The sequence below is a fragment of the Janibacter sp. HTCC2649 genome (assembly GCF_000152705.1).
In the GTDB taxonomy this organism is placed as follows: domain Bacteria; phylum Actinomycetota; class Actinomycetes; order Actinomycetales; family Dermatophilaceae; genus Knoellia.
On the sequence record NZ_CH672413.1, the window covers coordinates 1,672,364 to 1,699,335 of the forward strand.

Annotated in this window: 29 protein-coding genes and 1 pseudogene; 14 read left to right on the top strand and 16 right to left on the bottom strand. The window is 68.0% G+C overall.

Annotated elements, in window-relative coordinates; translation table 11 throughout:
• Positions 1–172 precede the first annotated feature (172 nt).
• The 3 genes from JNB_RS07900 to JNB_RS07910 are packed head-to-tail and all read left to right on the top strand — an operon-like array spanning position 173 to position 3,481.
• Positions 173–781, top strand: a complete 609-nt coding sequence (locus tag JNB_RS07900) for a helix-turn-helix transcriptional regulator (RefSeq protein ID WP_009775914.1) — start codon at positions 173–175, stop codon at positions 779–781.
• Positions 778–2,067: an MFS transporter gene (locus JNB_RS07905; RefSeq protein WP_009775915.1), complete on the top strand. Its 1,290-nt coding sequence runs from the start codon at positions 778–780 to the stop codon at positions 2,065–2,067. Before JNB_RS07900 ends, JNB_RS07905 begins: the two co-directional genes overlap by 4 nt.
• A gap of 40 nt (positions 2,068–2,107) precedes the next feature.
• Positions 2,108–3,481, top strand: a complete 1,374-nt coding sequence (locus JNB_RS07910; protein WP_009775916.1) for an NAD(P)/FAD-dependent oxidoreductase — start codon at positions 2,108–2,110, stop codon at positions 3,479–3,481.
• On the opposite strand, the gene JNB_RS07915 is transcribed toward JNB_RS07910, so the two are convergent.
• The gene (locus JNB_RS07915; RefSeq protein ID WP_009775917.1) at positions 3,468–6,557 is read right to left on the bottom strand and encodes an alpha-amylase family glycosyl hydrolase; all 3,090 of its coding nucleotides are present in this window, start codon (positions 6,555–6,557) and stop codon (positions 3,468–3,470) included. The two genes, JNB_RS07910 and JNB_RS07915, sit on opposite strands and share 14 nt — an antisense overlap.
• A gap of 164 nt (positions 6,558–6,721) precedes the next feature.
• On the opposite strand from JNB_RS07915, the gene JNB_RS20390 reads away from it, so the two are divergent.
• Positions 6,722–7,396, top strand: a complete 675-nt coding sequence (locus tag JNB_RS20390) for an LmeA family phospholipid-binding protein (RefSeq protein ID WP_009775918.1) — start codon at positions 6,722–6,724, stop codon at positions 7,394–7,396.
• 8 nt (positions 7,397–7,404) lie between these two features.
• Here the strand turns inward: JNB_RS20390 and truA are convergent, their stop codons facing one another.
• Positions 7,405–8,256: a tRNA pseudouridine(38-40) synthase TruA gene (gene truA / locus JNB_RS07925; protein WP_009775919.1), complete on the bottom strand. Its 852-nt coding sequence runs from the start codon at positions 8,254–8,256 to the stop codon at positions 7,405–7,407.
• 63 nt (positions 8,257–8,319) lie between these two features.
• Here truA and JNB_RS07930 point away from each other — a divergent pair, with 63 nt between their 5' ends.
• The 3 genes from JNB_RS07930 to JNB_RS07940 are packed head-to-tail and all read left to right on the top strand — an operon-like array spanning position 8,320 to position 10,196.
• Positions 8,320–8,637: a hypothetical protein gene (locus JNB_RS07930; protein WP_009775920.1), complete on the top strand. Its 318-nt coding sequence runs from the start codon at positions 8,320–8,322 to the stop codon at positions 8,635–8,637.
• Between the two features lies 1 nt (position 8,638).
• The gene (locus tag JNB_RS07935; protein WP_009775921.1) at positions 8,639–9,886 is read left to right on the top strand and encodes an MFS transporter; all 1,248 of its coding nucleotides are present in this window, start codon (positions 8,639–8,641) and stop codon (positions 9,884–9,886) included.
• Between the two features lie 10 nt (positions 9,887–9,896).
• Entirely contained in the window at positions 9,897–10,196 is a 300-nt protein-coding gene (locus JNB_RS07940; protein ID WP_009775922.1) for a DUF2087 domain-containing protein, read from the top strand.
• A gap of 92 nt (positions 10,197–10,288) precedes the next feature.
• Here JNB_RS07940 and rplQ read toward each other — a convergent pair whose 3' ends face one another.
• From rplQ to infA, 7 genes are all read right to left on the bottom strand, one after another.
• Positions 10,289–11,002: a 50S ribosomal protein L17 gene (rplQ, locus tag JNB_RS07945; protein ID WP_009775923.1), complete on the bottom strand. Its 714-nt coding sequence runs from the start codon at positions 11,000–11,002 to the stop codon at positions 10,289–10,291.
• Between the two features lie 27 nt (positions 11,003–11,029).
• Positions 11,030–12,070 (bottom strand): DNA-directed RNA polymerase subunit alpha, encoded by a 1,041-nt coding sequence (locus JNB_RS07950; RefSeq protein ID WP_009775924.1) that lies wholly within the window; start codon positions 12,068–12,070, stop codon positions 11,030–11,032.
• A gap of 171 nt (positions 12,071–12,241) precedes the next feature.
• The gene (gene rpsD, locus JNB_RS07955; protein ID WP_009775925.1) at positions 12,242–12,850 is read right to left on the bottom strand and encodes a 30S ribosomal protein S4; all 609 of its coding nucleotides are present in this window, start codon (positions 12,848–12,850) and stop codon (positions 12,242–12,244) included.
• A 32-nt stretch (positions 12,851–12,882) separates the two neighbouring features.
• Positions 12,883–13,287, bottom strand: coding sequence for a 30S ribosomal protein S11 (rpsK, locus tag JNB_RS07960; RefSeq protein WP_009775926.1), 405 nt, complete (start codon positions 13,285–13,287; stop codon positions 12,883–12,885).
• Positions 13,287–13,664, bottom strand: coding sequence for a 30S ribosomal protein S13 (rpsM, locus tag JNB_RS07965; protein WP_009775927.1), 378 nt, complete (start codon positions 13,662–13,664; stop codon positions 13,287–13,289). Before rpsM ends, rpsK begins: the two co-directional genes overlap by 1 nt.
• A gap of 219 nt (positions 13,665–13,883) precedes the next feature.
• Positions 13,884–13,997, bottom strand: coding sequence for a 50S ribosomal protein L36 (gene rpmJ, locus JNB_RS07970; protein ID WP_009775928.1), 114 nt, complete (start codon positions 13,995–13,997; stop codon positions 13,884–13,886).
• Between the two features lie 107 nt (positions 13,998–14,104).
• Positions 14,105–14,326, bottom strand: coding sequence for a translation initiation factor IF-1 (gene infA / locus JNB_RS07975; RefSeq protein ID WP_006946284.1), 222 nt, complete (start codon positions 14,324–14,326; stop codon positions 14,105–14,107).
• A gap of 283 nt (positions 14,327–14,609) precedes the next feature.
• Between infA and JNB_RS07980 the strand changes: the two genes are divergently transcribed.
• Positions 14,610–14,918 carry a hypothetical protein gene (locus tag JNB_RS07980; RefSeq protein ID WP_009775929.1) on the top strand — a complete coding sequence of 103 codons (309 nt, stop codon included), beginning with the start codon at positions 14,610–14,612 and terminating at the stop codon, positions 14,916–14,918.
• 30 nt (positions 14,919–14,948) lie between these two features.
• Positions 14,949–16,202 carry a CPBP family intramembrane glutamic endopeptidase gene (locus JNB_RS07985; protein ID WP_009775930.1) on the top strand — a complete coding sequence of 418 codons (1,254 nt, stop codon included), beginning with the start codon at positions 14,949–14,951 and terminating at the stop codon, positions 16,200–16,202.
• An 8-nt stretch (positions 16,203–16,210) separates the two neighbouring features.
• Here the strand turns inward: JNB_RS07985 and meaB are convergent, their stop codons facing one another.
• The 4 genes from meaB to JNB_RS08005 form a co-directional block, all read right to left on the bottom strand.
• Positions 16,211–17,179, bottom strand: a complete 969-nt coding sequence (meaB, locus tag JNB_RS07990) for a methylmalonyl Co-A mutase-associated GTPase MeaB (protein ID WP_009775931.1) — start codon at positions 17,177–17,179, stop codon at positions 16,211–16,213.
• Positions 17,176–19,374, bottom strand: coding sequence for a methylmalonyl-CoA mutase (scpA, locus tag JNB_RS07995; protein ID WP_009775932.1), 2,199 nt, complete (start codon positions 19,372–19,374; stop codon positions 17,176–17,178). Before scpA ends, meaB begins: the two co-directional genes overlap by 4 nt.
• On the bottom strand, positions 19,371–21,086 hold the full coding sequence (locus JNB_RS08000; protein ID WP_009775933.1) for a methylmalonyl-CoA mutase subunit beta: 1,716 nt from the start codon (positions 21,084–21,086) through the stop codon (positions 19,371–19,373). Before JNB_RS08000 ends, scpA begins: the two co-directional genes overlap by 4 nt.
• Positions 21,087–21,219: 133 nt before the next feature.
• Entirely contained in the window at positions 21,220–21,723 is a 504-nt protein-coding gene (locus JNB_RS08005; RefSeq protein ID WP_009775934.1) for a helix-turn-helix domain-containing protein, read from the bottom strand.
• Positions 21,724–21,859: 136 nt separating this feature from the next.
• On the opposite strand from JNB_RS08005, the gene JNB_RS08010 reads away from it, so the two are divergent.
• From JNB_RS08010 to JNB_RS21880, 4 genes and pseudogenes are all read left to right on the top strand, one after another.
• Positions 21,860–22,522 (top strand): dihydrofolate reductase family protein, encoded by a 663-nt coding sequence (locus tag JNB_RS08010; RefSeq protein ID WP_009775935.1) that lies wholly within the window; start codon positions 21,860–21,862, stop codon positions 22,520–22,522.
• On the top strand, positions 22,522–23,091 hold the full coding sequence (locus JNB_RS08015) for a dihydrofolate reductase family protein (protein WP_009775936.1): 570 nt from the start codon (positions 22,522–22,524) through the stop codon (positions 23,089–23,091). Before JNB_RS08010 ends, JNB_RS08015 begins: the two co-directional genes overlap by 1 nt.
• Positions 23,088–23,231 (top strand): annotated as a pseudogene (locus JNB_RS22275) (putative quinol monooxygenase); the annotation flags it as partial. The gene JNB_RS08015 and the pseudogene JNB_RS22275, both read left to right, overlap by 4 nt.
• A gap of 215 nt (positions 23,232–23,446) precedes the next feature.
• A complete protein-coding gene (locus JNB_RS21880) occupies positions 23,447–23,779 on the top strand; it encodes a nuclear transport factor 2 family protein (RefSeq protein WP_371177762.1) in 333 nt (110 codons plus the stop codon).
• A 7-nt stretch (positions 23,780–23,786) separates the two neighbouring features.
• On the opposite strand, the gene JNB_RS08025 is transcribed toward JNB_RS21880, so the two are convergent.
• From JNB_RS08025 to JNB_RS08035, 3 genes are all read right to left on the bottom strand, one after another.
• Positions 23,787–24,809 (bottom strand): LLM class flavin-dependent oxidoreductase, encoded by a 1,023-nt coding sequence (locus JNB_RS08025; RefSeq protein WP_009775940.1) that lies wholly within the window; start codon positions 24,807–24,809, stop codon positions 23,787–23,789.
• Positions 24,810–24,868: 59 nt separating this feature from the next.
• Positions 24,869–25,717 (bottom strand): type I methionyl aminopeptidase, encoded by an 849-nt coding sequence (gene map / locus JNB_RS08030; RefSeq protein WP_009775941.1) that lies wholly within the window; start codon positions 25,715–25,717, stop codon positions 24,869–24,871.
• A gap of 71 nt (positions 25,718–25,788) precedes the next feature.
• Positions 25,789–26,325 carry an NADPH-dependent FMN reductase gene (locus JNB_RS08035; protein ID WP_148232355.1) on the bottom strand — a complete coding sequence of 179 codons (537 nt, stop codon included), beginning with the start codon at positions 26,323–26,325 and terminating at the stop codon, positions 25,789–25,791.
• A gap of 123 nt (positions 26,326–26,448) precedes the next feature.
• Here JNB_RS08035 and JNB_RS08040 point away from each other — a divergent pair, with 123 nt between their 5' ends.
• Positions 26,449–26,934 carry a DinB family protein gene (locus tag JNB_RS08040; protein ID WP_009775943.1) on the top strand — a complete coding sequence of 162 codons (486 nt, stop codon included), beginning with the start codon at positions 26,449–26,451 and terminating at the stop codon, positions 26,932–26,934.
• Positions 26,935–26,972: the final 38 nt, after the last annotated feature.

Sequence of the window (26,972 nt, forward strand, 5' to 3'; positions counted from 1 at the left end):
CACCCTGGGAAGGGCGCACGGCACAACAGTCCTCAAGTTTACGGATGAGCCGTCTCGCACCCAAATCGACCCCAACTCACCCCAAAAGGGCACCTGACCTGCACAAACAGCGGCGAGAACACGGCATACACAAAGGTTGTGCAAACATAGTGTGCACAGGTATTGTGCACGCATGCCCTCCGAAACGTTCGACAACGCGGGTCTCACCGGCCTCCGCCTCGACGCCGCCTCGCTCAAGGTGCTCGCTCACCCGCTGCGCTCACGTCTGCTCTCGAGCCTGCGGCGTGGGGGTCCTGCGACGGCCACCGACCTCGCGACCTCCCTCGGCACCAACTCCGGCGCCACGAGCTATCACCTGCGCAAGCTCGAGTCGGTGGGCCTCGTCGCCGACACCGGTGAGGGTGAGGGCAAGAGGCGTCTCTGGCGGGCCGCCACCGAGAGCCACACGTTCGAACCCAGCGACTTCGACGGGGACGAGGACTCCGAGACGGCGCTCAACTGGCTCGTGCGTGACTACACGCGGCACTTCGCCGAGCAGTTCGAGAAGTGGCTCGACGTCGAGGCCGCGTGGCCGATCGCCTGGCGCGACGCCGCTGGCATGAACGACTCCTACGTCATCGCCACTCCGGCGCAACTGCAGGAGATGAAGGCCGAGCTCGACGAGGTCGTCGCGCGCTATCGCCGTGTGGGACAGGGCAATCCGGCAGCGCGACGCCTCGCCGTCTACAGCGTCACCTATCCACTGGACCTCGATCGCATCCCGCGTGGGGAGGAGTCATGACCACGAACCTCTCCCCCGCCGCAGCCAAGCGCGTCTTCTTCCTGTTGTCGACGACCCGGTGGTTGCCGGTCGGCTTCGTGGCCGGAATCTTCACCCTCATCGCCCGTGAGCGCGGACTGTCGGTGCAGCAGATCACGCTCTACATGACCGCCCAGGGGATCATGGTCCTCCTGCTCGAGCTGCCGACGAGTGGCTTCGCCGACGTCCTCGGACGCAAACCGGTCCTGCTGATCGCCGGTGTCGTCAACATCATCGCGGGCTTCGCCTACCTCTTCGCGCAGTCCTTCTGGACCTTCGCCCTCGCCGCCGGACTCATGGGCGTCTACCGGGCGCTCGACTCCGGGCCACTCGAAGCCTGGTACGTCGACACCATCCACGACCGAGAGCCGGGCGCAGACGTGCACGGCGCCATCTCGATCCAGGGCGTCCTCGTCGGCGTCGGCATGGGAGGAGGCGCGCTCATCTCCGGTGGACTCGTCGCCTGGCACCCCTTCAAGGAGTCATCTGCCCTGCTCCTGCCCGTCCAGATCTTCGTCGCCCTGTGCGTCGTGCACCTGCTGGCAACCCTGACGCTCATGCGCGAGACGCCACGCAGCACGGGACGCCTCGGCCTGAGACTCGCATCATCGGTGCGTGACACCCCCACTGTCATCCGCGAGGGGCTGGGATTGCTGCGCACCAACGTGGTGTTGCGCAGCCTGGTGCTCGTCGAGCTGTTCTGGGTCACCGGGATGATGGCCTACGAGACGCTCATGCCGCTGCGCCTGGCCGAGCTCCTGGGCTCGGAGGAACGGGCAGGTGTCTGGATGGGTCCCTCCGCCGCGGCTGGCTGGGCGCTGTTCTCGTTCGGGTCATGGCTCGGCGGTCGGCTCGCCGATCGCCTCGGCCTCGTGCGCGCGGCCATCCTCGGCCGCGTCATCAACGGTCTCGGCGTCGTCGTCATGGGACTGACCCTCGGACCGGCGGCACTCATCGCCGCCTACCTGTTCACCTACACGATGCACGGAGCCGCAAGCCCGGCCTACATGGGCCTCATGCACCGCGAGGCCAGCTCGAAGAACCGGGCAACGATCCTCTCGATGGGTTCTCTGGCCATGCAGGGTGGCGGCGCCGTGGTCGGTCCGCTCCTCGGCGTGCTCGCCGCACGAACGTCCATCGGCACCGCCATGGTCCTCGCTGGCCTGGTGAGCACCGTGGGCTTCATCTGCTTCCTCCCGGCCCGCCGCCGCGAACGCGGGCGCGCGATCGACCTCACTGACGGCGACCCGGACGCGGCCACCGCCTGAAACCCTGCCCGCGACGAGGTTTCGGTGGAAGCATCGACTCATGGCCTACCTCGTCAAGCCCAAGGACCGCGCGCCAGCCCGCCGGGAGCGCCTGGCCCCCGATCCCACGCTGCCGACCACCTGTGTCATCGGCGCCGGCTCCAGCGGGATCGCGGCCGCCAAGGCGCTCTATGAGGCTCGGCTCCCCTTCGACTGCTTCGAGCTCGGCAGCGCGATCGGGGGCACGTGGGTCCACCAGAACCCCAATGGCCAGTCGGCCTGCTACGAGACGCTCGAGATCAACACGTCGTGCCCGCGCATGGCCTACTCGGACTTCCCGATGCCGGAGGGCTACCCGGACTACGCGGCGCACCACCAGGTCGCGGACTACTTCGCGGCCTACGTCGACCACTTCGGCTTCCGTCACACCATCACGTTCGACACGCGCGTCGACAGGGTCGAGCACACGGACGACGGTCGTTGGCGCGTGAGTTTCACCGGGCCCGAGGGCGCTCAGCAGCGCGAGTACGACAACGTGATGGTCGCCAACGGCCATCACTGGGACGCGCGCCTGCCCGAACCGGCATACCCCGGCACGTTCAACGGCACCCAGATCCACTCGCACGCCTACAACTCCGCCGAGCAACTGCGCGGCCACGACGTCGTCGTCGTGGGATCCGGCAACTCGGCCATGGACATCGCCGTCGAGGCGTCGAAGGTCGCCCGGTCGGCGCACATCTCCCAGCGGCGTGGCCAGTGGGTGCTGCGCAAATTCCTTCTCGGTATGCCGTCCGACCAGGTGACGTTGCCGTCGTGGCTGCCGTGGTGGGTCACCAGCGCCCGTCTGGCCTTCGGGGCCAAACTCTCCGGCAACGTCGCCAAACTGGGTCTGCCCCAGCCCGAGCACCGGCCCGGGCAGTCACACCCCGTGCAGTCCGAGGGCATCCGCGGTGCGTTGCGCTCGGGCAAGCTCCTCCCCCGTCCCGGGATCGAGCGCCTCGACGGTGACCGCGTGGTCTTCACCGACGGCAGCTCCGTCCCGTGCGACCTGATCGTGTGGGCGACGGGCTACCGCGTGACCTTCCCGTTCCTGGACCCGTCGCTGGTCTCGGCACCCGGCAACGACCTCCCGTTGTGGAAGCGGATGGTCCACCCCGACCTACCCGGCCTGTTCTTCATCGGGCTGCTTCAGCCGGTGGGCGCCGTGATGCCGCTGTCGGAGGCGCAGAGTGCCTTCGTGGCAGCCCTGCTGACCGGTGAGCTCGCGCTCCCGCCCACAGCGGAACTGCGCACCGAACTCGCCGCGGACGACACGGCATACAAGAAGCGCTTCTACCAGTCAGCCCGGCACACGATGGAGGTCGATTTCGACCACTACCTGTGGGAGCTCGGCCGCGAGCGCAAGCGCGCGGCCGAGCGGGTCACTGGCTCGTGACGGTCGTGAGGTGCGTCGTCGAGTTGTAGGTGAAGGACGTCTTGGCTCCATCCGTCGGCACCGTGAGCGTCATGTTGCCGCCGTTGGGCACACCACCGTCGCCGTAGTTCTCGGTCCACGACAGGTCGTGCGCCACCTTGAACTGCCACGTGCCGGCGGGAATCTTCGTCGTCGCCCAGCTGAAGATGCCGTCGCCGTCCTTGTCCTGCAACCACGGACGCATGCAGTCGGGCGAGAAGTCGGCCGGACAACCCAGCTCGGACTGGAAGTCGCCGGGCACGGTGACGATCTCGGTCTGTTCGTCCGACGTCGCCCAGTGCGTCGTCGGGTCGTAGTAGAACGTCACCGTGCCGTCCAGGGTCTCGTAGGAGATGTTGGCGCCGTCGCGCACACCCTTGTCGCCGTAGTTCTCGGTCCAGTCGCCATTGAGCGCTGCCTTGTAGGCGTACGGCCCGGCCGGCAACGTGAACGCGCCCTTCCAGATCTTGTCCTTGGCGTCGAGGGCCAGACGGGCTGCGACACATGACGGCTCCCAGTCGGTGGCACACCCCATCTCTGAGTTGTGCGTGCCGGCCGGGACGACCGACGTCGGCTGGGTCGCCGGTGAGTCGCCGATCTCGGCCGGTGCCGGCGGCGGCGTGTCTGCCACCACGGTCGCCCAGGTGCCGTCAGCGGCCACCCGACCACCCGCGTCGCGCACGACAGCGCGGTACTCGAGAACCGAGCCGAGCGGCATACCCGCAACGTCGTGGAAGACGCGGAACGGAGCGTTGTCGTCGGTCCCGATGGTGCGCCACTGCGTCGTGCCGACCGGCCGATAGAGGAAGGTCGTCTGCGCAAAGGTGCTGGCGCTGACGTCCGCAGAGATCTCGGCCCGACCGGCAACCGTGTGGGCTGCACCCGTCGACACCTCGACGGTCGGCGCAGCCCCAGAGGTGTTGATCGCCTTGTTGGCCTTCCAGATGCTCACCGTCAGCGGCGGCACCGTGACCTTGACCGATCCGTCGGCGGCCGGCTTGACCGCGGTGTCCGTGCCGGAGACGGGCGTGAAGACGACACCCTTGCCCTTGCTCCAGGTCGGGAAGGTCGCCGAGGCAGCCGACGCGGAGTTGTTGGCCGCGACAACGTATTCGACCTTCTGCGACGCGTCGATGCGCGAGACCGCGAAGATCCCAGCGCCCTCGGCAGCAAACCGCGCCACCTGGGCGCCGTCGGCGAGCGCGGGGTTCTTGGCACGCACCGCCGAGAGGTCACGGATGTGCGTGTAGAGCGGGTGGTCCGTGGCGTAGCGGTCGCGCGAACCCTCGGGCCCGGCGAGGACATCCTCGGTGTTGTAGATGTCGACCTTGCTCGCGAACATGTCCTCGCGCGCCAGCTGGTCGCCTCCGGTGCCGATGAAGCCCTGCTCGTCGCCGTAGTAGGTCACCGGGTTGCCACGCGTCGCGAACATCAGGGACTCGGCGAACTTCACGCGCGCCAGGTGCTCGGCCTCGTTGGCCGTGCCCTCCTTGAGGAACATTGCGACGCGACCCATGTCGTGGTTCCCGAGGAAGGTCGGCAGCTCGTAGGCGTTGCTGTCGGCGTCGGTGTACCAGTCGTCCTTGGCGAAGAAGTCGGCCAGCACGTTGGCCGGCTTGCCCTTGGCGAGGTCGACGCCCTGCTGCTGGAACCCGAAGTCGAGGGTGGCCTGCAGCTTGCCGCGCGTCGTGTACTCGGACATGACTGCGGGGTTGCCGTCGTAGACCTCACCGAAGGCGAAGAAGTCGTCGTTGCCGACGCGCTTGGCCTCCCCGAGGATGTCCGGCACGAACTTCTGCCAGAACTCGAGGTTGACGTGCTTGACGGTGTCGATGCGGAAGCCGTCGATGCCGAAGTCGACCCACTCCTTGTAGATCTCGCCCATCCCGTCGACGACCTCGGGCCGCTCCGTGAAGAGGTCGTCGAGCCCGATGAAGTCGCCGTAGGTCGAGGACTCACCGGCAAAGGTCGAGTCGCCGCGGTTGTGGTACATCAGGGGGTTGTTGAGCCAGGCGGGGGTCTTGGCGTCCTCATCGCCCGGGTGGAAGAACGGCACGTAGGGGAACGACGTCGCCGGGTTCATCTCGGGGAACGTCTGGTTCACGTAGTCGCGGTCGTCGAAGGCCACACCCGTGGCGTTCGTGTAGGGCGAGGCCTTCTTGGACTTGTAGGTGTAGGCCCCACCCTGGTAGTCGATGACGTCAGCCGTGTGGTTGGTGATGATGTCGAAGAAGACCTTCATCCCCTTCTTGTGCGCCGCCGCGATGAGCGTCTTCATCTCAGCGTTGGTGCCGAGGTGGGGGTCGATCTGGGTGAAGTCGGTGATCCAGTAGCCGTGGTAGCCCGAGCTCTCCTCCCCCGGCTTGCCCTGCACGGGCTTGTTCTTGAAGCTCGGCGTGAGCCAGATGGCAGTCGTGCCCATGCCCTTGATGTAGTCGAGCTTGTTGAGCACGCCCTTGAGGTCACCGCCGTGGTAGAAGCCCTTGTTGGTGGGGTCGAACCCGGTGGTGAGCGGGCCGCCCGTCAGCCCGCCCTTGTCGTTGGCCGTCGTGCCGTTGGCGAACCGGTCGGCCATGAGGAAGTAGAAGCGCTCCTTGGTGAGCGGCGAGCGCAGGGAGTTCTGGGCCAGGGCCGCGTCGGCCCCCGTCGTGCCGCCCGAGAGGCCCTCGGGCGTGAACGTCACGAGGTGGCTCACGTCGTCATAGGTGAACTTCAGCGTCGCGGGGCCTTCGAGCACGAGCGGGATGTTGGCCCCGTTGAAGGCACCACCCGCCCCGTAGTTGATGTCCCACGAGTCGTTGATCGCGACCTTGAACTCGTAGTTCCCTGCCGGGAGAGAGAACGTCCTGGCGTATGCCGTCGTGTCACCGACCCGGGTCAGCTCCGTTGCGCTGCACTCGGGTTGCCAGTCGTCGGGGCAGCCGAGCTCCGACTGGAGTGACCCGGCGAGGGCAACCGACGTCGTCACGGCCGCTGCGGGGAGCGCGGCCCCCACGAGCGGGGCCAGAGCGACGGCGGAACCGGCCAGGACGGCATACAGGCGGCGTGGACTGGGCATCGTTGCTCCTCCAGGATCGCCGCGGCACCCCCATTGGTGCGCGGTCGCAGGACTGCTGAGGACGCTAGCTGCGTAAACGTTTTACCTCAACCCCCAATTTTCCCCTTGTGTGTCTGGGCGCGCGTCGGGACGTGGGCTCAGGCGCACAAGGCAGGATGGGGAGGGTGAAGCAGTTCGTGCTCGGTGCCATGGCCATGCTTGTCGCCCTCGTGGTCGCAGTGGCCGCCCTCGTGTACTCCGTCGGCAGCCCCGGCGACGGGCCTGCGGTCAACGCGACCGCCGCAACCGCCACGGCATCGCCGAGCCACTCCGCCGACGATGGCCACGACCACGGCGCCGAGGGCACCGAGCTGACGTCTGTGCGACTCACGAGTGACGAGGTCGTCAGCCCGGACGGGGAGATCACCAAGGTCACCGCCGTGGGCGCCGGGGTGACCCTGACCGATGAGGGGCTGCGTGCCGAGCGACTCGACATTGACGCGACCCTGCCATTCGAGAGCGCGGCAGGGCAGATCGGTGCCGGGGTCACACTCAGCGCAGCCCCCAACGGTCGCGCCTCCCTCCGCCGAACCATCAACATCCTCAGCCGCGACATCACCGTGCGCACGACCGGGCAGGTGCGCGCCGAAGGCGGACAGCTCGTGATCACGCCAGAGACGATCGACCTTGATGGTCCCGACTGGCTCGATGCGGCGGCATCGAGGGTGGTGCGCGAGCTCGTGACGATCCGACACACGGTGCAGGGCGTCCCGGAGGGCATGGCCCTCACTTCGGTGAAGGTGCAGGCCGATGGGTTCCGCGTTCACCTCAGCGGAGCAAACGTCAGCATCACTCGCTGACGGGTCGCTCAGGCGTCGGGGGCGAGGCTGCGTGTGGACCGGGCCTCCACGGCTCGCGCGGCCAAATCGGCATCGGCCGGATAGGTCACCTCTTCGAGCGAGAGTCCGTGCGCCGGCATCACCTTGACCCGGGGATCCCGCGCTCCTCCGGTCAGGACCTCGCGCGGGAAGTCGACCTCGGCACGCCCCATTCCCACCGGCACCACGGAACCCACCAGAGCGCGAACCATGCTGTGGCAGAACGCATCCGCGACGACCGTGGCCTCAACAGTGCCGTCCGGCGCGCGCACCCAGGAGTAGTCGAGGAGCGTGCGAACCGTCGTCGCACCGTCCCGCTTCTTGCAGAACGCCGCGAAGTCGTGGAGCCCGACGAGCCGTCCGGCAGCCTCGTTCATGGCCGCCACGTCGAGAGGGTCCTTGAGGACGACCGTGTCGCCGCGGCGTAGCGGATCGAGGGCCCCGGGGTCGTCGCAGATCCGGTAGAGATACCGACGCCGCAGGGCCGCGAATCGCGCATCGAACCCGTCGGGTGCGCGCGACACTGCGCGCACGACGACGTCCGACGGGAGTATGCCGGCTAGCCGGGTTCGCGCCGCTTCCTCCGGTGAGCGCGAAGACCGACCGGGCAACGCGGCATACAGGGTGTCGTCGACATCGGCGTGCACGACCTGACCGCGCGCATGAACGCCGGCGTCGGTGCGCCCAGCAACGGTGAGGCGCACCGGTTCTGGCGCCCTGAGCAGGGTGGTCAGGGCCGCCGACAACTCACCCTCGACCGTCCGGCGGCCCGGCTGCGCGGCCCAGCCGGAGAAGTCGGTGCCGTCGTAGGCGAGGTCGATCCGCACCCGCAGCAAGGTCATGGGTCCGCAGCCTAGGACACGACCTGCCCACACCGGCGATCCGCACGGGCTACGGTCGAGGGCGTGACGAACGCACAGGAGCGCGTGGACCGCGCCCAGACGGCATACGACGCCTTGGTCGCGGACAACGAGAAGTTCGCCGAGGCGGTGACCTGGATCGCGGGTGCCATCGAACGTGGGCGCGCATTCGAGTCGTACTACCTGAATCAGTGGATGACCGATCGCGACGAGGTCGGCGTGCACCTGCCGGTCATGGGCGAGGACGAACCGTGGGAGGCGCTCGGCGACCACACCGCACAGATGCGTCGCCTGCTGCGCATCGCCACCCACGGCCTCGTCGGCCCTCTGGAGCCCAGCGATGCCACTCACAGCCAGAGTTGACGTGAACCTGCGACCGGCCCGCTTGGCGATCAGCGCTGCCTTCTTCGTCCAGGGTCTGCTCTTCATCTCGATGACGCTGCGACTCCCGGAGGTGCAGGACCTGTTCGGCCTCTCCGAGCTGGCCCTGTCGGGGCTGATGCTCATGCTCGTCCTGCTGGCCGGGGTGGGGTCGGTCCTGGCCGAGACCCTGGCCAAGCGCATCGACAGTGCTCGCACCCTGCGCCTCGCCCTCGGCGTCATTGCCCTCGCGTTCGTCGTCCTCGGTGTGGGAGCTCGCGGCGGCGGCACGTTCCCGCTCTACGTTGCGGGCCTCGCGCTCTATGGCGTCGGGCTGGGGGCCAACGATGCGGCGAGCAACATGCAGGGCGTGGCCGTGGAGCACCGCATCGGCCGTCCCGTCATGCCGTCGTTCCACGCGGCCTGGACCGCAGGTGGCCTGCTCGCCACCGCGCTGGCGTTCACGCCCATGTCCCTGTCCACCACGGTTCTGGTGCTCGTGCCGGCACCACTCGCAACGCTGGCCGCTCCCCTGCTCCGGCGCGACCTCCCCACCACCGGAGCCCCGGTGACGACAGAGCAACTCGGCGTCCCGTGGTCGCGCATCCTGCTCGTTGGCGTCGCTCTCGTCCTCTTCTACATGGTCGACACGTCCGCGACCGCGTGGGGCCCGGTCTACCTCAGCAGCGACAACGTCTTCGACAACCCACCGACCAACAGCTCGATGTTCGCGTTGGCCACGCTGCCCTACCTTGCGGCGACCCTGCTCGCCCGGGTCTTCGGCGACGGGCTCACGGCCCGGTACGGCGCGCGGCCCGTGGTCCGCTTCGGCAGCGTCCTCGCCTTCATCGGGCTCGCCATCATCGTCTTCGCCCCACGCTCGACGTGGCAGGTCGGCATCCTCGGCTTCTTCGTCGTGGGCCTCGGGGTCGCCGTCATCGCACCGCTCGCCTTCTCTGCGGCAGCCCGCATCGCCAGTGAGGCCGACCCCGCAGCCGGTCCGGTGGACGAGGTCGCTCACCGGGCCCGCGTCGATGCCGTCATTGCGCGCTTCAACCAGTTCAACTACGTGGGCGCCCTGCTGGGTGCCGTCCTCACCGGAGCGATCGGCAGCGGAAACCTCCGGATCGGGTATGCCGTCCCCATGGTTCTCGTCCTCCTGATGCTTCCGCTGGCGAGACACTTCGTGGGCCCTGCCACGCGGTCTGCTGCCCCCGACAACTCCCTCGCGCCCGGCCCAGCCACTCCTTAGGGTGAAGGGCATGAGTCGCCCAACCCTCACTGACGCCCTGGCCCACCGCGACGTCGTCGTGCGCGCCTTCATCGGCGCCGACGGTCGCCTCTCGAGCATTCCCACCAAGCTCACCAAGCGCCTGGTCATCCTCGACCACATCGCCCAGTCCTTCGAGCCCGGCGTCCGCTACACCGAGGCCGAGGTCAACGAGGTCATGCATCGCTTCCACACCGACCATGCCGCCCTGCGCCGCTACCTCGTCGAGAACGAGTTCCTCGAACGCGCCGACGGCGTCTACTGGCGCGCCGGTGGCACCACCGAGACCTGAGTCCCCTCCCGGTTCCGGCGGCCGGGTTCGGAGCACAAGCAAACGGGCCCTTCACCCCGAAGGATGAACGGCCCGTTTGAAGGCGAAACAGATCAGGCGTCGTCGCCGACCTGCTGCTTGGCCTCGCCACCGGCGGGCTCAAACCCAGCGGCCTTGGCGTCGTCGGCCGATGCGAACCAGAACTCAGCCTCGGTCTGGTCGTACCACTGCGAACCCTCGACGTGGTACTTGCCGGAGTCGGCGTTGCCCTTGACCGAGTAGCCCTCGGGAGCGGAGCCGTCCTCAGTGGGAGCAACGGCGCCCTTGGGCAGCTCGACAGCGGCAGCAGCCTCCGTGGCGGGAGCGTCGGTGGCCTCGGCCTCGACGGTCTCGGCCTCAGCAGCCTTGGACTCCTTGACGGCACGCTTGGTCGCGCCCTCGGCCTCCTTGACGGTGGCCTTCTTGGCAACGGGCTCGCGAACGAGCTCGATGACCGCCATGGGGGCGTTGTCGCCCTTGCGGGGGCCGATCTTCGTGACGCGGGTGTATCCACCCTGGCGCTCGGCCATGTCAGGTGCGATCTCGACGAAGAGGCGGTGAACGACACCCTTGTCGCGGATGACCGTCATGACCCGGCGACGGGCGTGAAGGTCACCACGCTTGGCGAAGGTGACGAGGCGCTCGGCGAGCGGACGAAGGCGCTTGGCCTTGGTCTCGGTGGTCGTGATCGAGTCGTGCTCGAACAGCGACGTCACGAGGTTCGCCAGGATGTGACGCTCGTGAGCCGGTCCGCCTCCGAGACGGGGACCCTTGGTGGGCGTAGGCATGTCTTTACTCCTTGATGTGGGTCAGCGTCAGAGCTGCTCGTCCTCGGCGAACGACGCATCCTCTGCGTCGTCGGCGTCGGCGAAGCTGAACTCGTCGTCGTAGGAAGCGATCTGGCTCGGGTCGAAGCCGGCGGGGCTGTCCTTCAGGGCGAGACCCATGCCGTGAAGCTTGGCCTTGACCTCGTCGATGGACTTCTGACCGAAGTTGCGGATGTCGAGCAGGTCCGCCTCACTGCGGCCGACGAGCTCACCCACGGTGTGGATGCCCTCGCGCTTGAGGCAGTTGTAGGAACGGACCGTGAGGTCGAGGTCCTCGATCGGCAGGGCGAGGTCCGCGGCGAGCGCGGCATCCGTCGGGGACGGACCCATGTCGATTCCCTCGGCCTCGACGTTGAGCTCACGGGCGAGGCCGAAGAGCTCGACGAGGGTCTTGCCGGCAGAGGCGAGCGCGTCACGCGGGGTGACGGCCTGCTTGGTCTCGACGTCGAGGACGAGGCTGTTGAAGTCGGTGCGCTGCTCGACTCGGGTCAGCTCGACCTTGTAGGTGACGTTGAGGACCGGGCTGTAGATGGAGTCGACCGGGATGCGGCCGATCTCCTGGTCACCGGACTTGTTCTGCTGCGCCGAGACGTAGCCGCGACCGCGCTCGACGGTCAGCTCCATCTCGATGCTGCCCTTGTCGTTGAGCGTCGCGATGTGCAGGTCGGGGTTGATGACCTCGACACCGGCCGGCGGTGCGATGTCCGCGGCGGTGACGGCGCCAGAGCCCTGCTTGCGCAGGTACATGACAACCGGCTCGTCGTGCTCCGAGGAGACGACCAGACCCTTGATGTTGAGGATGATCTCGGTGACGTCTTCCTTGACACCGGGGATCGTGGAGAACTCGTGGAGAACGCCGTCGATGCGGATGCTCGTCACGGCCGCACCGGGGATGCTCGAGAGCAGGGTGCGACGGAGGGAGTTGCCGAGCGTGTAGCCGAAGCCAGGCTCGAGCGGCTCGATGACGAAACGGCTCCGGTGTTCGGAGACGACGTCCTCGGTGAGGATCGGACGCTGTGCGATGAGCACGGTGATTTTCCTTCCCACGGGCGACCGCTATATGACGCCTCGTGAAACTGCCGGGTTCAAAACCGGCTGTCCAGCCCACCTCTGTCTGTGGTCAGGACGAGCGCTGGGTATGCCGTGTGCTCCCGGAAGGCGGGCGCACACGGCATACCCAAATGCTGTGAATCTGTGAAATCAGTTCTTCGAGTAGAACTCGACGATGAGCTGCTCGGTCAGGATCGAGTCGATCTGCGCCCGGATGGGGAGCGAGTGGATCAGGATCTGGAGCGAGCCCGGGACGACCTGGAGCCAGGCCGGGGTGGGGCGGTCACCGAAGGTCTCACGAGCGAGCTGGAGCGGGAACGTCTCCACCGACTGCTTGCGCACGGTGATGATGTCGTACTGCTCCACGCGGTAGGACGGAACGTCCACGCGCTTGCCGTTGACCTCGAAGTGACCGTGCGTGACGAGCTGACGCGCGGCACGGCGGGTGCGGGCGAGGCCCGCGCGGTAGATGACGTTGTCGAGGCGGGACTCGAGGATCGTCAGGATGTTCTCACCGGTCTTGCCGGGGCGGTTCGCCGCTTCCTTGTAGTAACGACGGAACTGCTTCTCCATGACGCCGTAGGTGAAGCGAGCCTTCTGCTTCTCCTGGAGCTGGGTCAGGTATTCCTTCTCCTGCATCCGGCGACGGCCGTGCTGGCCGGGCGGGAAGGGGCGCAGGTCGAAGTTCTTGTCGCCGCCGACGAGGTCGACGCGCAGACGGCGCGACTTCTTGGTGATGGGGCCGGTATAACGAGCCATGTTCTAGTTCTCTTTCCGTCTTCTCGACGCGCTCAGACGCGGCGGCGCTTGGGCGGGCGGACACCGTTGTGCGGTGAGGGCGTGACGTCCTGGATCGAGCCGACCTCGAGGCCAGCAGCGGTCAGGGAGCGGATCGCGGTCTCGCGACCGGAGCCCGGACCCTTGACGAAGACGTCGACCTTGCGCACGCCGTGGTCCATCGCGCGACGGGCAGCAGCCTCAGCGGCGGTCTGCGCGGCGAACGGGGTGGACTTGCGCGAGCCCTTGAAGCCAACCTGGCCGGCGGAGGCCCAGGCGATGACGGCACCGGTGGGGTCGGTGATCGAGATGATCGTGTTGTTGAACGTCGACTTGATGTGGGCCTGGCCCACGGGAACGTTCTTCTTGTCCTTGCGGCGCACCTTCTTGGCGCCGGCCAAACGGCCCTTGGGAGGCATTACTTACCAACCTTCTTCTTGCCGGCGACGGTGCGCTTCGGGCCCTTGCGGGTGCGAGCGTTGGTCTTGGTCCGCTGACCGTGGACGGGAAGGCCCGAACGGTGACGGCGACCCTGGTAGGACCCGATCTCGACCTTGCGGCGGATGTCGGCCTGGACCTCACGGCGGAGGTCACCCTCAACCTTGAGGTTCTCGTCGATCCAGTCGCGAAGCGCGACCAGGTTGACGTCGGTGAGGTCCTTGACGCGGACGTTGGGGTCGATGCCGGTGGCCGCGAGGGCCTTCTGCGAGCTGGAGCGCCCCACACCGAAGATGTAGGTCAATGCGATCTCGACGCGCTTCTCGCGCGGGAGATCGACTCCTTGGAGACGTGCCATCTTGTGATGGTTCCTGTTCTGGTGTTCCGGAGGTCTGGTGCAGTCGCCGATCCGGTTTTCATGGTCCGGTCCCCGGCCTCCGGGCCGAGGGTGACGTCCCGCGCTCACCTCTGCAGGTGACGCACACGGGGGTCGGGCGCTGCGTTCTCATCATTTGTGCGTGTGCTCGAAGGCTGTGGCCTCGTGCAGGTCCCAAAACTCAGGACGATCAGGCTGTGATTAACCCTGGCGCTGCTTGTGGCGCGGGTTCTCGCAGATGACCATGACCCGACCGTTGCGGCGGATCACCTTGCACTTGTCACAGATCTTCTTGACGCTCGGCTGAACCTTCATTGCCTCTGCTGTCTTGTCGATCCTCCCGACACGGCGGAAGCCGCGCGGGTTCTTGCTCTGGTGGGTCTGTGGTGCTGTGGATGCTGCTGCTGAGTGGGCGAACCCGATCAGCGGTAGCGGAAGACGATGCGGCCTCGGGTCAGGTCGTAGGGGCTGAGCTCCACCACCACGCGGTCCTCGGGGAGGATCCGGATGTAGTGCTGACGCATCTTGCCTGAGATGTGTGCGAGCACCTTGTGACCGTTGGTGAGCTCCACGCGGAACATCGCGTTGGGGAGCGCTTCAACGATCGTGCCCTCGATCTCAATGACGCCGTCCTTCTTGGCCATACCCTCTCAATCCGTTGCTGGCCCCACCCTGGGTGCGGCACGAGGCCACCAGTGGAACCATGGAAGTGTGGTCACGCATGCCTGAATGCACACGAGACCGACGATCCATCCTACGGGAGCCCGCGCTGAGCACGAAATCGGGCCTGCGGGCCGCTGAGCGGCCGACGGGCCCGCCCGACGGGGAGTCCTCCCCCGTCGAAACGGCTGACGTCGCGACCCTCCTGGCCTAGCCTGCCGGAGGTTCCGCGAGCGCGGAACCCACACTCAACTCAAGGGGAAGCGCATGTTGTTCTTCGGATGGGGCCGCAAGTCGACCCAGCGCCAGATCTCAGCATCACAGGTCGTCGCGATGTCCTGGAGCTCGTTCCACCTCTTCTTCCTCTTCGCCCTCGGCTGGGGCAAGCGCTACTCCCTGGCGACCCTGACCGAGCAGGGCTGGGCACAGCGCGAGATCACCGAGACCGACGCGAAGCAGCTCCTCGGCTTCGACCTTGACATCCCGCTGTGGAACCGCTTCGGTCTGCTCATCGCCGCCGCCGTCGGCCTGGTCCTCATTGGCGGGATCAACCTCGTCGCTGCCCTGGCTGGCTAGCGCTCAGGAGCCCCGGCGACACTGGGCACCATGAATTCGCGCATCGCCGTCGTGGGGGACCCCGGCAGGACGCAGGACCGGGAGTCCCTCGCCCGGGCCCGTGCCCAGTCCGTGGGACCGGCCGCCGACCTTGAGTGGTGGCCGTTTGCGCCCCACGAGATGGCTCACCGCGGGTTCGACCACTTCGACGGCCTGTGGCTGATGGACTGGCCCCAGGACGCCGAGTCCGAGTCGGTCCGGCAGGCCACTTGGCTGGCGCACCAGCAGGGCCTCCCCGTCATCGTCTCCGCGACCGAGCCACCCGGATGGTTCGTGGGGCAGGCACGGGAGCGGGCGGCATACCGGATCCGTGGTCAGGTCGAGCGGACGCGAGCCGCGGAGCTCGAGGCGGCCGAGCGGCAGCCGCGCCCCCATGTCCACCAGATGCGCGGACCCCGCCACAGCTGGTGGCGCCCACTCCTCGCGCTGGCGGTCGCCGTCGCGGTCCTCATCGTCTGCGTCATCGCGTTGATGGTGCCCAGCGAGCTGGGTGGCCTCCTCGACAACGAGGAGACCCTCGTCGACCCGGTGAACCCGTGGTCGGCGCTCGTCACGAATCTCCTTCTCGCCAGCCTCATTCCGGCCACCCTCATCGGCTTGTGGGTGGGATTCCGGCGGAGCCCGTGGCGAGTCCTGTCCGTGGCAGGACGCCTCCGGTGGGGCTGGCTCGGGTGGTGCGCGCTCGTCGTCACTCCCCTGTGGGCGATCTACCTCGCCGTGAGCTGGGTGGTCTTCGACCAGGAGGTCCTCGATCGCCCGGACCACTGGATCGCCCTCCTCGCGATCACCCTGTTCACCACTCCCCTGCAGGCGGCCGGCGAGGAACTCGCCTTCCGCGGCGGGCTGGTCCAAGGAGTCGGGGCGTGGTTCCGATCGCCCGTGGCCGCCCTCGTCGTGACCACGATCCTGTCGACGGCGTTCTTCGCGGCAGCGCACGGCTCCGCGGACCCGTGGATCATCATCGAAATCGGTTCGCTTGCTGTCGCCGGCTGCTGGCTCGCCTGGCGCACCGGCGGGCTCGAGGCCGTCATCGTCCTGCACGTCGTCAACAACCTGCTGGTCATGGGGACCGGGATCCTCTTCGGCGGGCTCGAGGAGTCGTTCGTCGACGGGACGAGCACCGGGTCACCGGTCTCGGCGGCCATGAACGTCGTCGCCACCTCGCTCGTGACCCTCGTCCTGCTGTGGCTGGCACGCCGGCGGGGAGTGACTCCCGCGGGCTGGCGGACGCCCGCTCTGGGCTGACAGCCCGGTCAGTGCCCGAACGCGTCGAGGATCTGCGCGGCCGCGTCGACGGCGCTGAGTTCGCCGGAGCGCACCGCTGACTCGATCTGCGCCCGCTGCTCCTTGACCCGGGGCGCGACCCGAACGGCGTCGGTGAGGTGCGCGTCGACGAGGGCCCACATCCAGTCCTGCTGCTGCTGGGCCCGCCGCGCCTCGAGCGAACCCTCCGACTCCAGGTGGGCGCGGTGCTCGAGCACGGCCTCCCACACCTCGTCGAGGCCGGCACCGGTCATGGCCGAGCAGGTCAACACGGCCGGTCGGCGCACCTCGGCCCCGGGAAGCATGAGCCGCATCGCGGCCGTGAGGTCCTTGGCCGCACCCTTGGCCGGCAACTCGCCATCGCCATCGGCCTTGTTCACCGCAATGACGTCGGCGAGCTCGAGGATGCCGCGCTTGATGCCCTGCAGCTGGTCGCCGGCCCGCGCGAGCGTCAGCAGGAGGAAGGTGTCGACCATCTCGGAGACCGCGATCTCGTTCTGCCCGACACCAACCGTCTCGACGATGACGACGTCGAAACCCGCCGCCTCGAGGACGAGCATCGACTCGCGAGTCGCACGCGCCACTCCCCCGAGGTGCCTTCCGCTGGGACTCGGCCGGACGAACGCGTGGTCACTCGCGCTGAGCTCGCCCATCCGCGTGCGGTCTCCGAGGATCGAACCGCCCGTGCGACGCGAGCTCGGGTCGACGGCAACGACTGCGACGCGGTGACCGGCCTCGATGAGCCGGACGCCCATCGCGTTGACGAAGGTCGACTTGCCTGCCCCCGGAACGCCCGAGATCCCCACTCGCACAGCAGAACCCGTGTATGCCGTGAGCTCGGTGAGCAGGGCACGTGCCCTTTCGCGGTGGTCGGGTCGGGTCGACTCGACCAGCGTGATCGCACGGGCGATGTGGGTCCGCGAACCAGCGCGGACCCCGTCGAACAGCTCGTCGGTCACGCGCCGGCCTGGGCTGCGGCGTCCAGCCGGGAGCGCAGGTCGCCGATGAGGCTGATCGCCGCCGTCGAGATGACCGTGCCAGGAGGGTAGATCGCGTCGGCGCCAGCGGCACGCAGCTCGTCGAAGTCCTGGGACGGGATGACACCACCGACGACGATCATGAGGTCCTCGCGGCCCAACGCATCGAGCTCCCTGCGCAGCGCCGGCACGAGGGTCATGTGACCAGCAGCGAGTGAAGAGACACCGACGACGTGGACATCGGACTCGACGGCCTGGCGCGCGACCTCGGTCGGTGTCTGGAAGAGCGGACCCACGTCGACGTCGAAGCCGAGGTCGGCGAACGCCGTGGCGATGACCTTCTGGCCACGGTCGTGGCCGTCCTGGCCCATCTTGGCGACGAGGATGCGCGGGCGACGGCCCTCGGCCTCCTCGAACTCCTCGACGAGGCCCTGCGCCATGCGCACGTTGGCGTCGGAGCCTGCTTCGTCGGAGTACACGCCACCGATCGTACGGATCTGGGCGGTGTAGCGACCGAACGCCTCTTCCATCGCGGCGGACATCTCCCCGACGGTGGCCTTGGCCCGGGCCGCATCGATCGCGAGCGCCAGGAGGTTGGTGTCCAGGGTTCCATCGGAACCACTGCGGGCGGCGGCGGTCAAGCGCTCCAGGGCCACCCGGCACACCTCGTCGTCGCGCTCCGCGCGCAGACGCTCGAGCTTCTCGATCTGGCTCTTGCGCACGGCCGCGTTGTCGACCTTCAAAATCTCAAGGTGCTCGTCGTCTGTGTCTTCGGGGGTGGGAATGTAGCGGTTGACGCCGATCACCGGCTGCTGACCGGAGTCGATGCGGGCCTGGGTGCGGGCGGCGGCTTCCTCGATGCGCATCTTGGGGATGCCGGCCTCGATCGCCTTGGCCATGCCACCGGCTGCCTCGACCTCTTCGATGTGCGCCCAGGCGCGCTCGGCGAGGTCGTGGGTCAGGCGCTCGACATAGGCCGAGCCGGCCCACGGGTCGATGGTGCGCGTCGTGCCCGACTCCTGCTGGATGACGAGCTGGGTGTTGCGGGCGATGCGCGCACTGAAGTCGGTCGGCAGCGCGATCGCCTCGTCGAGGGCGTTGGTGTGCAGGCTCTGCGTCAGGCCCTGCGTCGCCGCCATCGCCTCGATGCAGGTGCGGACGACGTTGTTGTAGACGTCCTGGGCCGTGAGCGACCAGCCACTCGTCTGGCAGTGGGTGCGCAGGCTGAGCGACTTCGGGTTCGTGGCGCCCTGCTGTTCGACGAGCCGCGCCCAGAGCAGGCGGGCCGCGCGCATCTTCGCGACCTCCATGAAGAAGTTCATCCCGATGGCCCAGAAGAACGACAGTCGCGGGGCGAAGCGGTCGACGTCGAGGCCGACCTCCTTGCCGGCGCGGAGGTACTCGATTCCGTCGGCGAGCGTGTAGGCCAGCTCGAGGTCCTGGGTCGCCCCGGCCTCCTGCATGTGATAGCCGGAGATGGAGATCGAGTTGTAGCGCGGCATCTTCTCGGAGGTGAACGCGAAGATGTCGCTGATGATCCGCATCGACGGCTCGGGCGGGTAGATGTAGGTGTTGCGGACCATGAACTCTTTGAGGATGTCGTTCTGGATGGTCCCGGAGAGCTGCTCGGGTGCGACGCCCTGCTCCTCCGCGGCCACGACGAAGAGGGCGAGCACGGGGATGACCGCACCGTTCATCGTCATCGACACCGACATCTGGTCGAGCGGGATGCCGTCGAAGAGCGTGCGCATGTCGTAGATCGAGTCGATCGCGACACCGGCCATGCCGACGTCACCCTCGACGCGCGGGTGGTCGCTGTCGTAGCCGCGGTGGGTCGCGAGGTCGAACGCGACGCTCAGGCCCTTCTGACCGGCAGCGAGGTTGCGCCGGTAGAACGCGTTGGACTCCTCGGCGGTGGAGAAGCCGGCGTACTGACGGATCGTCCACGGCTGGTTGACGTACATCGTCGGGTAGGGGCCGCGCAGATAGGGCGGCGCACCGGGGATGGTCTCGAGGAAGTCGAGGCCCTCCAGGTCCGCGTCGGTGTAGAGCGGCGGCACCTCGATCTGCTCGGGGGTGAGCCACACCTGGGCATTCACATCTGAGTGGTCGGGGTCAGCGCTCTGGGGCAGGCCGTCACCGAGGTCGACCTGGCTGAAGTCGGGGATGGTGCTCATGCGGGAGCTCCCGTCGTGTCGAGGAGGTCGGAGAGGAAGGCGACGACGTCCATGTCCTTGGCGACACCCTCGTAGCCCTTGTCGGTGCCAGTCAGGGCGGCGGCGGACTCGGTGTCGCCGTCGACCGCGTCGATTCCGGCGACGGTGAGCAGGTTGACCGCGTCGATGCGACGGTCGGCGGCGCGAGGCACGTCGAGGGTCGGCACCGAGACGCGCGGAGCGTGACCGTGCTCTGTTGCGTATGCCGCAGAGCGGTCCCGGAGCGCTTCGAAGATGGCCGAGTCCCGGTGTGGCGCAAGGGCATTGGGCTGCACGGGCAGCTCGGCTCGAACCACTCGCTCAAGCGGCTTCTCGCCAGCCAGTGGGAACGTGCTCACGCCCGTTATCGGCGTGGAGCGTGTTGCCAGGGCGGCGTCGCGCTCGGCGACAGCCGCCAAAATACGCTGTGCGACAAGGCCATTCGCGAGGGCAGCGACCATGCCACCGGCGGACTCGATCTCCTGGAAGGTCTCCCACGCGGCCTTGGCCACGTCGTCCGTGAGGGTCTCGACGTACCAGGAGCCACCCGCCGGGTCGGTGACCCGCGCAACGTTGGACTCCTCGGCGAGCAGGATCTGGGTGTTGCGAGCGATGCGTCGGGAGAACGGCGTCGGCAACCCGGACACGGTGTCGAAGGGCAGCACGGTGATGGCATCCGCCCCGCCGAGGCTGGCACCGAACGTCGCGAGGGTGCTGCGCAGGATGTTGGTCCAGGCGTCGTCGCGGGTGAAGATGCGACCGGACGTCACGGCATGGGTGAAGGCACCACGGGACGTCTCGGGGACACCGACGCTCTCGCCGATCCGCGCCCAGGCCCGGCGCAACGCCCGCAGCGCAGCCGCCGTGAGGAACTGGTCGGCGGTGGCGCTCACGCGGAACTCGATGTTGCGGAAGGCTTCCGCGACATCGACGCCCTCGGACTCGAGGTGGCGGAGATAGGCCACACCGGTGGCGAGCGCGAACGCGACCTCATCGGTCACGGTCACTCCAGCATCGCCGTGGACCCGGGTGTCAACCGTGATCGCCCGGATCTCGCCATGGTCGGCAAGACGGCGGACCGCATCGGCCAGTGGGGCCAGGTCGGGCGCTGAGCCCGTGCGTGCCGCGGCACCGAGGGGGTCGTGCCCGAGGTTGCCGGAACTCGCACGAGAACCGGACAGGACGGCATACAGGGCGTCCGCGGCAGCGGTCTGGTCGTCCCACGAGGAGACGACGACCGGGGCGAGTTCGAGGCGGACCTCGGCAAGCGCCTCCGCGACATCATTGGGGGCAAGGCCGTCGGCACCGACGTGGAGCCAGACAGAGGTGACGCCGTTCTCGAGGTCGGCGAGGACGAGCTGGCGCGTCGCGGCAGCGTCCGGGTCGTCGTGCACCTGGCGCACGTCCCACGGGACGTCGGCATCACGCAGTGCGCGGCCACGGGTGAACGGCATCGCACCCGGCACGCCGAGCGGCACGGGGTCCGACGACTTCATGTAGAGCGGCTCGATGTCGAGCCCACCCTCGAGGTGCGAGCGCATCGTGGCAACAGCGTCGTCGCCGCTCAGGTGCTGGTCCTCGGGGCGCCCCTTGTTGACCACGCCAGCGACGAGGTCTCGCCACTGCTCCTGCGTCCGCTCCGGGAAGTGTGCCGCCAGCGTCATCGCTGCGGGCCGCTTCGGGGCCACCGTCATCCACTGCTCCTCAAGCCGATCGGGTCAGGTCGCACCTGTTCGTGAGGTCTGCGAACCTGTCGTCACCCTACCGGCGTGTCAGCTGTCTCCCCACGAGAGTTTGCGCACACCACGGGGTGTGAAGAGTCACCCGTCAGCCGTGTCGGCCCTCGGAAACCACGGCCTCGTATGCCGCCTGAAGGCGTTCGCTGGCCCGCGGACCCTTGCTCGGTGGAAGTGGCACACCCAGGTGGTGGGCGCGCAGCTCGTCCATGAGCTCGGCGACCATCGACGGTCCCCCTTCCTCCATGAGCTGCTGGCGGATGGTCAGCTCCGGGGTGGTCGCCCGGTGTGCCCGACCCCAGGTCCCGAGGGCAACCAGCACCGGAAGGGTCTGGATGCCCGCCTCGGTGAGGCTGTAGCGAGCACGCTGACCCCGGACCGCGTCGTCACGGGTGAGGATTCCGCCGGCGACCAGGGCTTTGAGCCGCGACGACAGGACATTGCTGGCGATGCCCTCGTCGGACCCGTTGAGGAGTTCACGGAAGTAGCGACGGTCGCCGAACATCATGTCGCGCAGGACGATGACGCTCCAGGGATCACCGAGCGCCTCGACGCCGGCGTTGATCGCGCAACCCGACCGTGGCTCGCCGCGCATGTCACTCCTCGTGGGGGCTGTGGTTCGGCAGAGTGCTTGCCAAGTGCAATCACTCTACTCTACGGTGAGTGGTGGTTGCACTTCGCAATCACTCACACAGAGGTTCACACAGGGGCACCGACCGAGGGAGAACAGCATGTCCATCGTTCGCGTCACGGGGTTCAGCATCTCCCTCGACGGCTTCGCCACCGGGGACGTCCAGACCCTCGAGGAACCCTTCGGTCACGCCGGTCAGCGGCTCCACGAATGGATGTTCCCGCCCGAGGCCGGCGGCGAAACCCGCGCGCGGTACGGCGTTGACGGAGCTCTGGGCGCCGTGAGCTGGGACGGGTCGGTCGGCGCCGAGATCATGGGGCGGCGCAAGTTCTGGCCCTACCCCGGCCCCTGGACCGACGACACCTGGCGCGGTTGGTGGGGCGAGAACCCGCCGTTCCACACCCCGGTCTTCGTCATGACCCACCACCCCCACGAGTCGATCGAGATGGACGGCGGGACGACGTTCCACTTCGTCGCCGGCACCCCTGCCGAGGTCCTGGCCACGGCACGCGAGTCCGCGGGCGACCTCGACATCCGCATCGGCGGTGGCCCCACCATCGTCCGCGAGTTCCTCAGCGCCGGGCTCATCGACCACCTGCACCTCGTCGTCACGCCCATCGTTCTCGGTCGCGGCGAGTCGCTCTGGGAAGGGCTGGAGGGCATCGAGGGCCAGTTCGACATCCAGACCGCCCATTCCGCCAGGCCCGGCGTCATCCACCAGTTCTGGCAGCGCAAGGGCCTCGACCAGACAGAGGTCGCCTGATGGGACGCCTGCGCTACGGGGTGATCATCTCCCTCGACGGCTACGCCCGTGACGCCTCGGGCTCGTTTGCCTGGGCGAGACCCGACCACGACCTGCACTCGTTCATCAACGAGAAGGAGCGGGACGTGCGGACCTACATCTACGGCCGGGGCCTGTGGGAGACGATGCGCTACTGGCAGAACCCACCTCGGGGCGAGGTCAATGCGCCGGAGCACGACGAGTTCGCCACGATCTGGCAGGGGGCCGACAAGGTCATCGTGTCAACGACCCTCGAGCCGCCGACCGAGCCACGCACCCAGTTGTGGGACACGCTCGACGTCGACCGGCTCGCAGCACTCGTCGGGGACGCGTCGACAGACGTGAGCATCGGCGGTCCCACCTTGGCCGCCGACGCCCTGAGGGCCGGGCTCGTCGACGAGATCACGGCCTACGTCATGCCCCACGTCGCCGGCGGAGGACTCCCCTGGCTCCCCGACGGCTTCACGTCCGAACTCACCCTGCGCGAACAGCGCACGTTCGGCAGTGGCGCGGTCGCCCTCGTGTACGACGTCACGAGGAGCGCCTCATGATCATCGTGACCGGACATCTCGTCGTGGATGCCGCAGACCGTGACCGCGCGGTCGAGTTGTCACGCGAGGCCGTCATCGCTGCGCGGGCAACCCCGGGGTGCATCGACTTCGCCGTGAGTGCCGATGCGGTCGAGCCCGACCGCGTCAACATCAGCGAGAGATGGACCGACCGCGCGGCCCTCGACCGTTTTCGCGGCAGTGGCCCAGAGGGCGAGGTCGGCACTCTCATCCGCGACTTCGCGGTGGCAGAGCATGAGGTGACGTCGAAGGATTCGGCGGCGGACGGCATACGCGCGGTCCTCGACGCACGCGTCGCGGCCGTCAGGGCCAAGGACCTCGACGCACTCGATCCCTGCTGGCCGACGACCTGGAGTCCTTCAATGTCCTGCCGCCGCACCGCGCCGAAGGTCGCGAGCCCACACTCGAGGCAGCGCGCGGCTGGTTCGACGGCTATGCGTCAGACATCGGGTACGACGTTCACGACCTCAACGTCACCGCCTCCGGTGACGTCGGTTTCGCGTCGTTCCTCTATCGCGTCACCGGCACCCTCACCGGCGGCACCGAGGTCGACATGTGGGTGCGCGCCACCTTGGGTTTCGAGCGCCTGGACGGCCGCTGGATCGTCACGCACGACCACGAGTCCGTGCCCTGGGATCCCGAGACGGGGCAGGGCGTGCTGACCCTGTGAGCCTTCGTCAGTCGCGCCAGCCCAACGCTGGGGCCACGTGGGTGAGGATGCTCTCGAGGAGGTGGGCGTTGTAGTCCACACCGAGAGTGTTGGGGATCGTCAGGAGCAGGGTGTCGGCCGCCGCAACGGCCTCGTCCTGCGCGAGCTGGCGCACCAGCTCGTCCGGCTCAGCGGCATACGACTTGCCGAAGCGAGCGAGCCCACCGTCGATCATCCCGACCTGGTCGGTGCTGCGCCGGTCCGCCCCGAAGTAGGCGTGGTCCTGCGCCGTCACGAGGGGGAAGATGCTCCGACTCACCGACGTCCGCGGCGTTCGCTCGTGACCGGCCTCGCGCCACGCGTCGTGGAACATCTGGATCTGCTCGGCCTGCAGCTGGTGGAAGGGGACACCCGTGTCCTCGGTGAGCAGCGTCGAGCTCATGAGGTTCATCCCCTGCTGCGCAGTCCAGACGGCGGTCGCCCGGGTTCCGGCCCCCCACCAGATGCGGTCGCGCAGACCCTCGGAGTGCGGTTCGACGCGCAGCAGACCGGGCGGGTTGGGGAACATCGGGCGTGGGTTGGGCTCGGCGAATCCCTCACCGTCCAACACCGTGAGGAACTCGGCCGTATGCCGTCGCGCCATGTCGGCGTCCGACTCACCTTCGCGCGGGTGATGGTCGAAATGCCGGTAACCCTCGATGACCTGCTCGGGCGATCCCCGGCTGATGCCGAGCTGGAGGCGCCCCTCCGCGATGAGATCGGCCGCTCCGGCCGTCTCGGCCATGTAGAGGGGGTTCTCGTAGCGCATGTCGATGACGCCCGTGCCCAGCTCGATCCGGCTCGTCTTCGCCCCCGCGGCGGCGAGCAGGGGAAAGGGTGACGCGAGCTGCTGGGCAAAGTGGTGCACCCGGTAGTACGCCCCGTCCGCACCCAGCTCCTCGGCCGCGACCGCCAGCTCGATCGACTGCAGCAACACGTCGGAGGCCGTGCGGACCGCCGACTGCGGGTGGGGGTTCCAGTGGCCGAACGACAGGAAACCGATGCGCTTCATACCTGCATTCAACACCGCTCACTGCGGCGCATTCCTCGCGCCGAGCCCAGCCAGGGAGGTCAGCCCAACGGTGCGTAGGCCACGCCGAGTTCGCGCAGCTTCGCCTCGCCACCATCGACCGCGGTGAGGACCCACAGGCCCTGCGCCGTCGCGGCGACAGTGTTCTCCCAGTGGGCCGCACGTGAGCCGTCGTTGGTCACGACGGTCCAGTCGTCCTCGAGGACCCGGTTGGCCTCGGCGCCAAGGGTGATCATCGGCTCGATGGCGATCGTCGTCGCATCGACCACGGTCGGCCCCTTGCCACTCACGCGGTAGTTCGGGACCTGCGGGTCCATGTGCATCGACGTGCCGATGCCGTGACCGACGTAGTCCTCGACGATGCCGTACTCGCGACCACGCCGCTCCCCCGAAGCGGTGATGCTGTCCTCGACGGCCTCGCCCACTGCATACAGGCTCTTGCCGACGGTGAGCGCAGCGATGCCGGCCCACATGGAGGCCTCGGTGTCATCGATGAGCTCAAGGTCCTCGGGACGCCCGGCCTCGCGGCCGCCGACGATGATCGAGATCGCTGCGTCGCCGTGCCAGCCCTCAATGATCGCGCCGCAGTCGATGGAGAGCAGGTCACCCTCCTCGAGCACCCGCCCACCCGGTATGCCATGCACGACCTCCTCGTTGACCGAGGTGCAGAGCGTGCCGGTGAACCCGTGGTAGCCCAGGAAGCTCGGGATGCCCCCGCCGTCGCGGATGTGCGCCTCGGCGAGGGCGTCGAGCTCCTTGGTCGTCATGCCCGGCTTCACCGAGTCACGGGCCAGCTCGAGGGTCTGCCCCACGAGCAGCCCAGCGGCGCGCATGAGCACCACCTGCTCATGAGTCTTGGCCTCGATGCGCTCACGTCCGAACAGTCCCATGCCCCGCAACTTACAGCCGCACCTCCCGCTCCCCCGAATCACGGGAGTGCGGGAGGCGCGGGGCGCGGGGGTCAGGACTGGACGGGAACCTCGTCGAGGTCGAGAACCTTGCTGTGCAGGGTCTCGAGGAGCTGGCGCAGCTCGGCTGCTGCCGCATCGCCGTCGAGGACGACACCCTCGGTGCTCAGCTGCTCGGGGAAGCTCAGACCCACGGAGCCGACGACCTCGGCCTTGACGTGGGTGAGCACCTTCGTGAGATCGGCGGTCGCGTCGGACGCGCCCGACCAGCCGTAGCCGACGAGCGCGATGGGCTTGGCGTTCCACTCGGCGAAGAGGTAGTCGATGGCGTTCTTGATCGGCGCCGGGAAGCTCCGGTTGTACTGAGGCGTCACCACGACGACCGCGTCGGACTCGAAGATCTCGCTCGCCCAGGCCTGCGTGTGCGGCTTGGCGTAGTTGCCCTGCATGGGCATGCCCTCCTCATCGAGGAACGGCAGACCGATCTGCGCGAGGTCGAGGATCTTGACCTCCCACTGCTCCGGGGACGCCTGCTCACTCACCCACTGGGTGACCTTGTGGCCGATGCGGTTCGGACGGGTACTGGACACGATGATGCGCAATTGATTCACATTTCAACCAACAGGGTGTGCCGCTCACCCATTCCCAGACCTGACCCAGAATGCTCTGCTCGGCTGGCTCGCCCCTCGACGCCCGACCCTAGAGTGGCCGGCATGGACCGCGAACGTGAGAACCTCGCCGCCGCCCTGGCCAGCGCACGCCGACACGTGCTTCGTCAGGTCGAAGGACTCGACGACGACGCTCTCCGCCGCCCGGTCCTCCCCTCGGGGTGGACGATCCTGGGCCTGGTCCGTCACCTGACCCTCTCCGATGAGCGCTTCTGGTTCGAGGTCGTGGTCGCGGGAGAGCCCTTTGACTGGTGGCCGAAGGACGATGCAGGTGACTGGCTGGTCTCGCCCGACGAGTCCGCGCAGGACGTCATCACGGCCTATCGGAACGCGATCACCGCATCGGACGGTATCATCGCGGCCCATTCCCTTGATGCCCCACCGGCGTACCGCGAGGACCAGTGGGATCCCGACGACTTCGCCGATCTGCGCGCCATCCTGCGTCACGTCATCATCGAGACCGCGACACATGCCGGCCAGCTCGATGCCGTGCGCGAGCTCCTCGACGGTCGCCAGTACATCGTGCTCTGACCCCAGCGCTGGTCTCCACCGCACAGCACGAAGGCGGG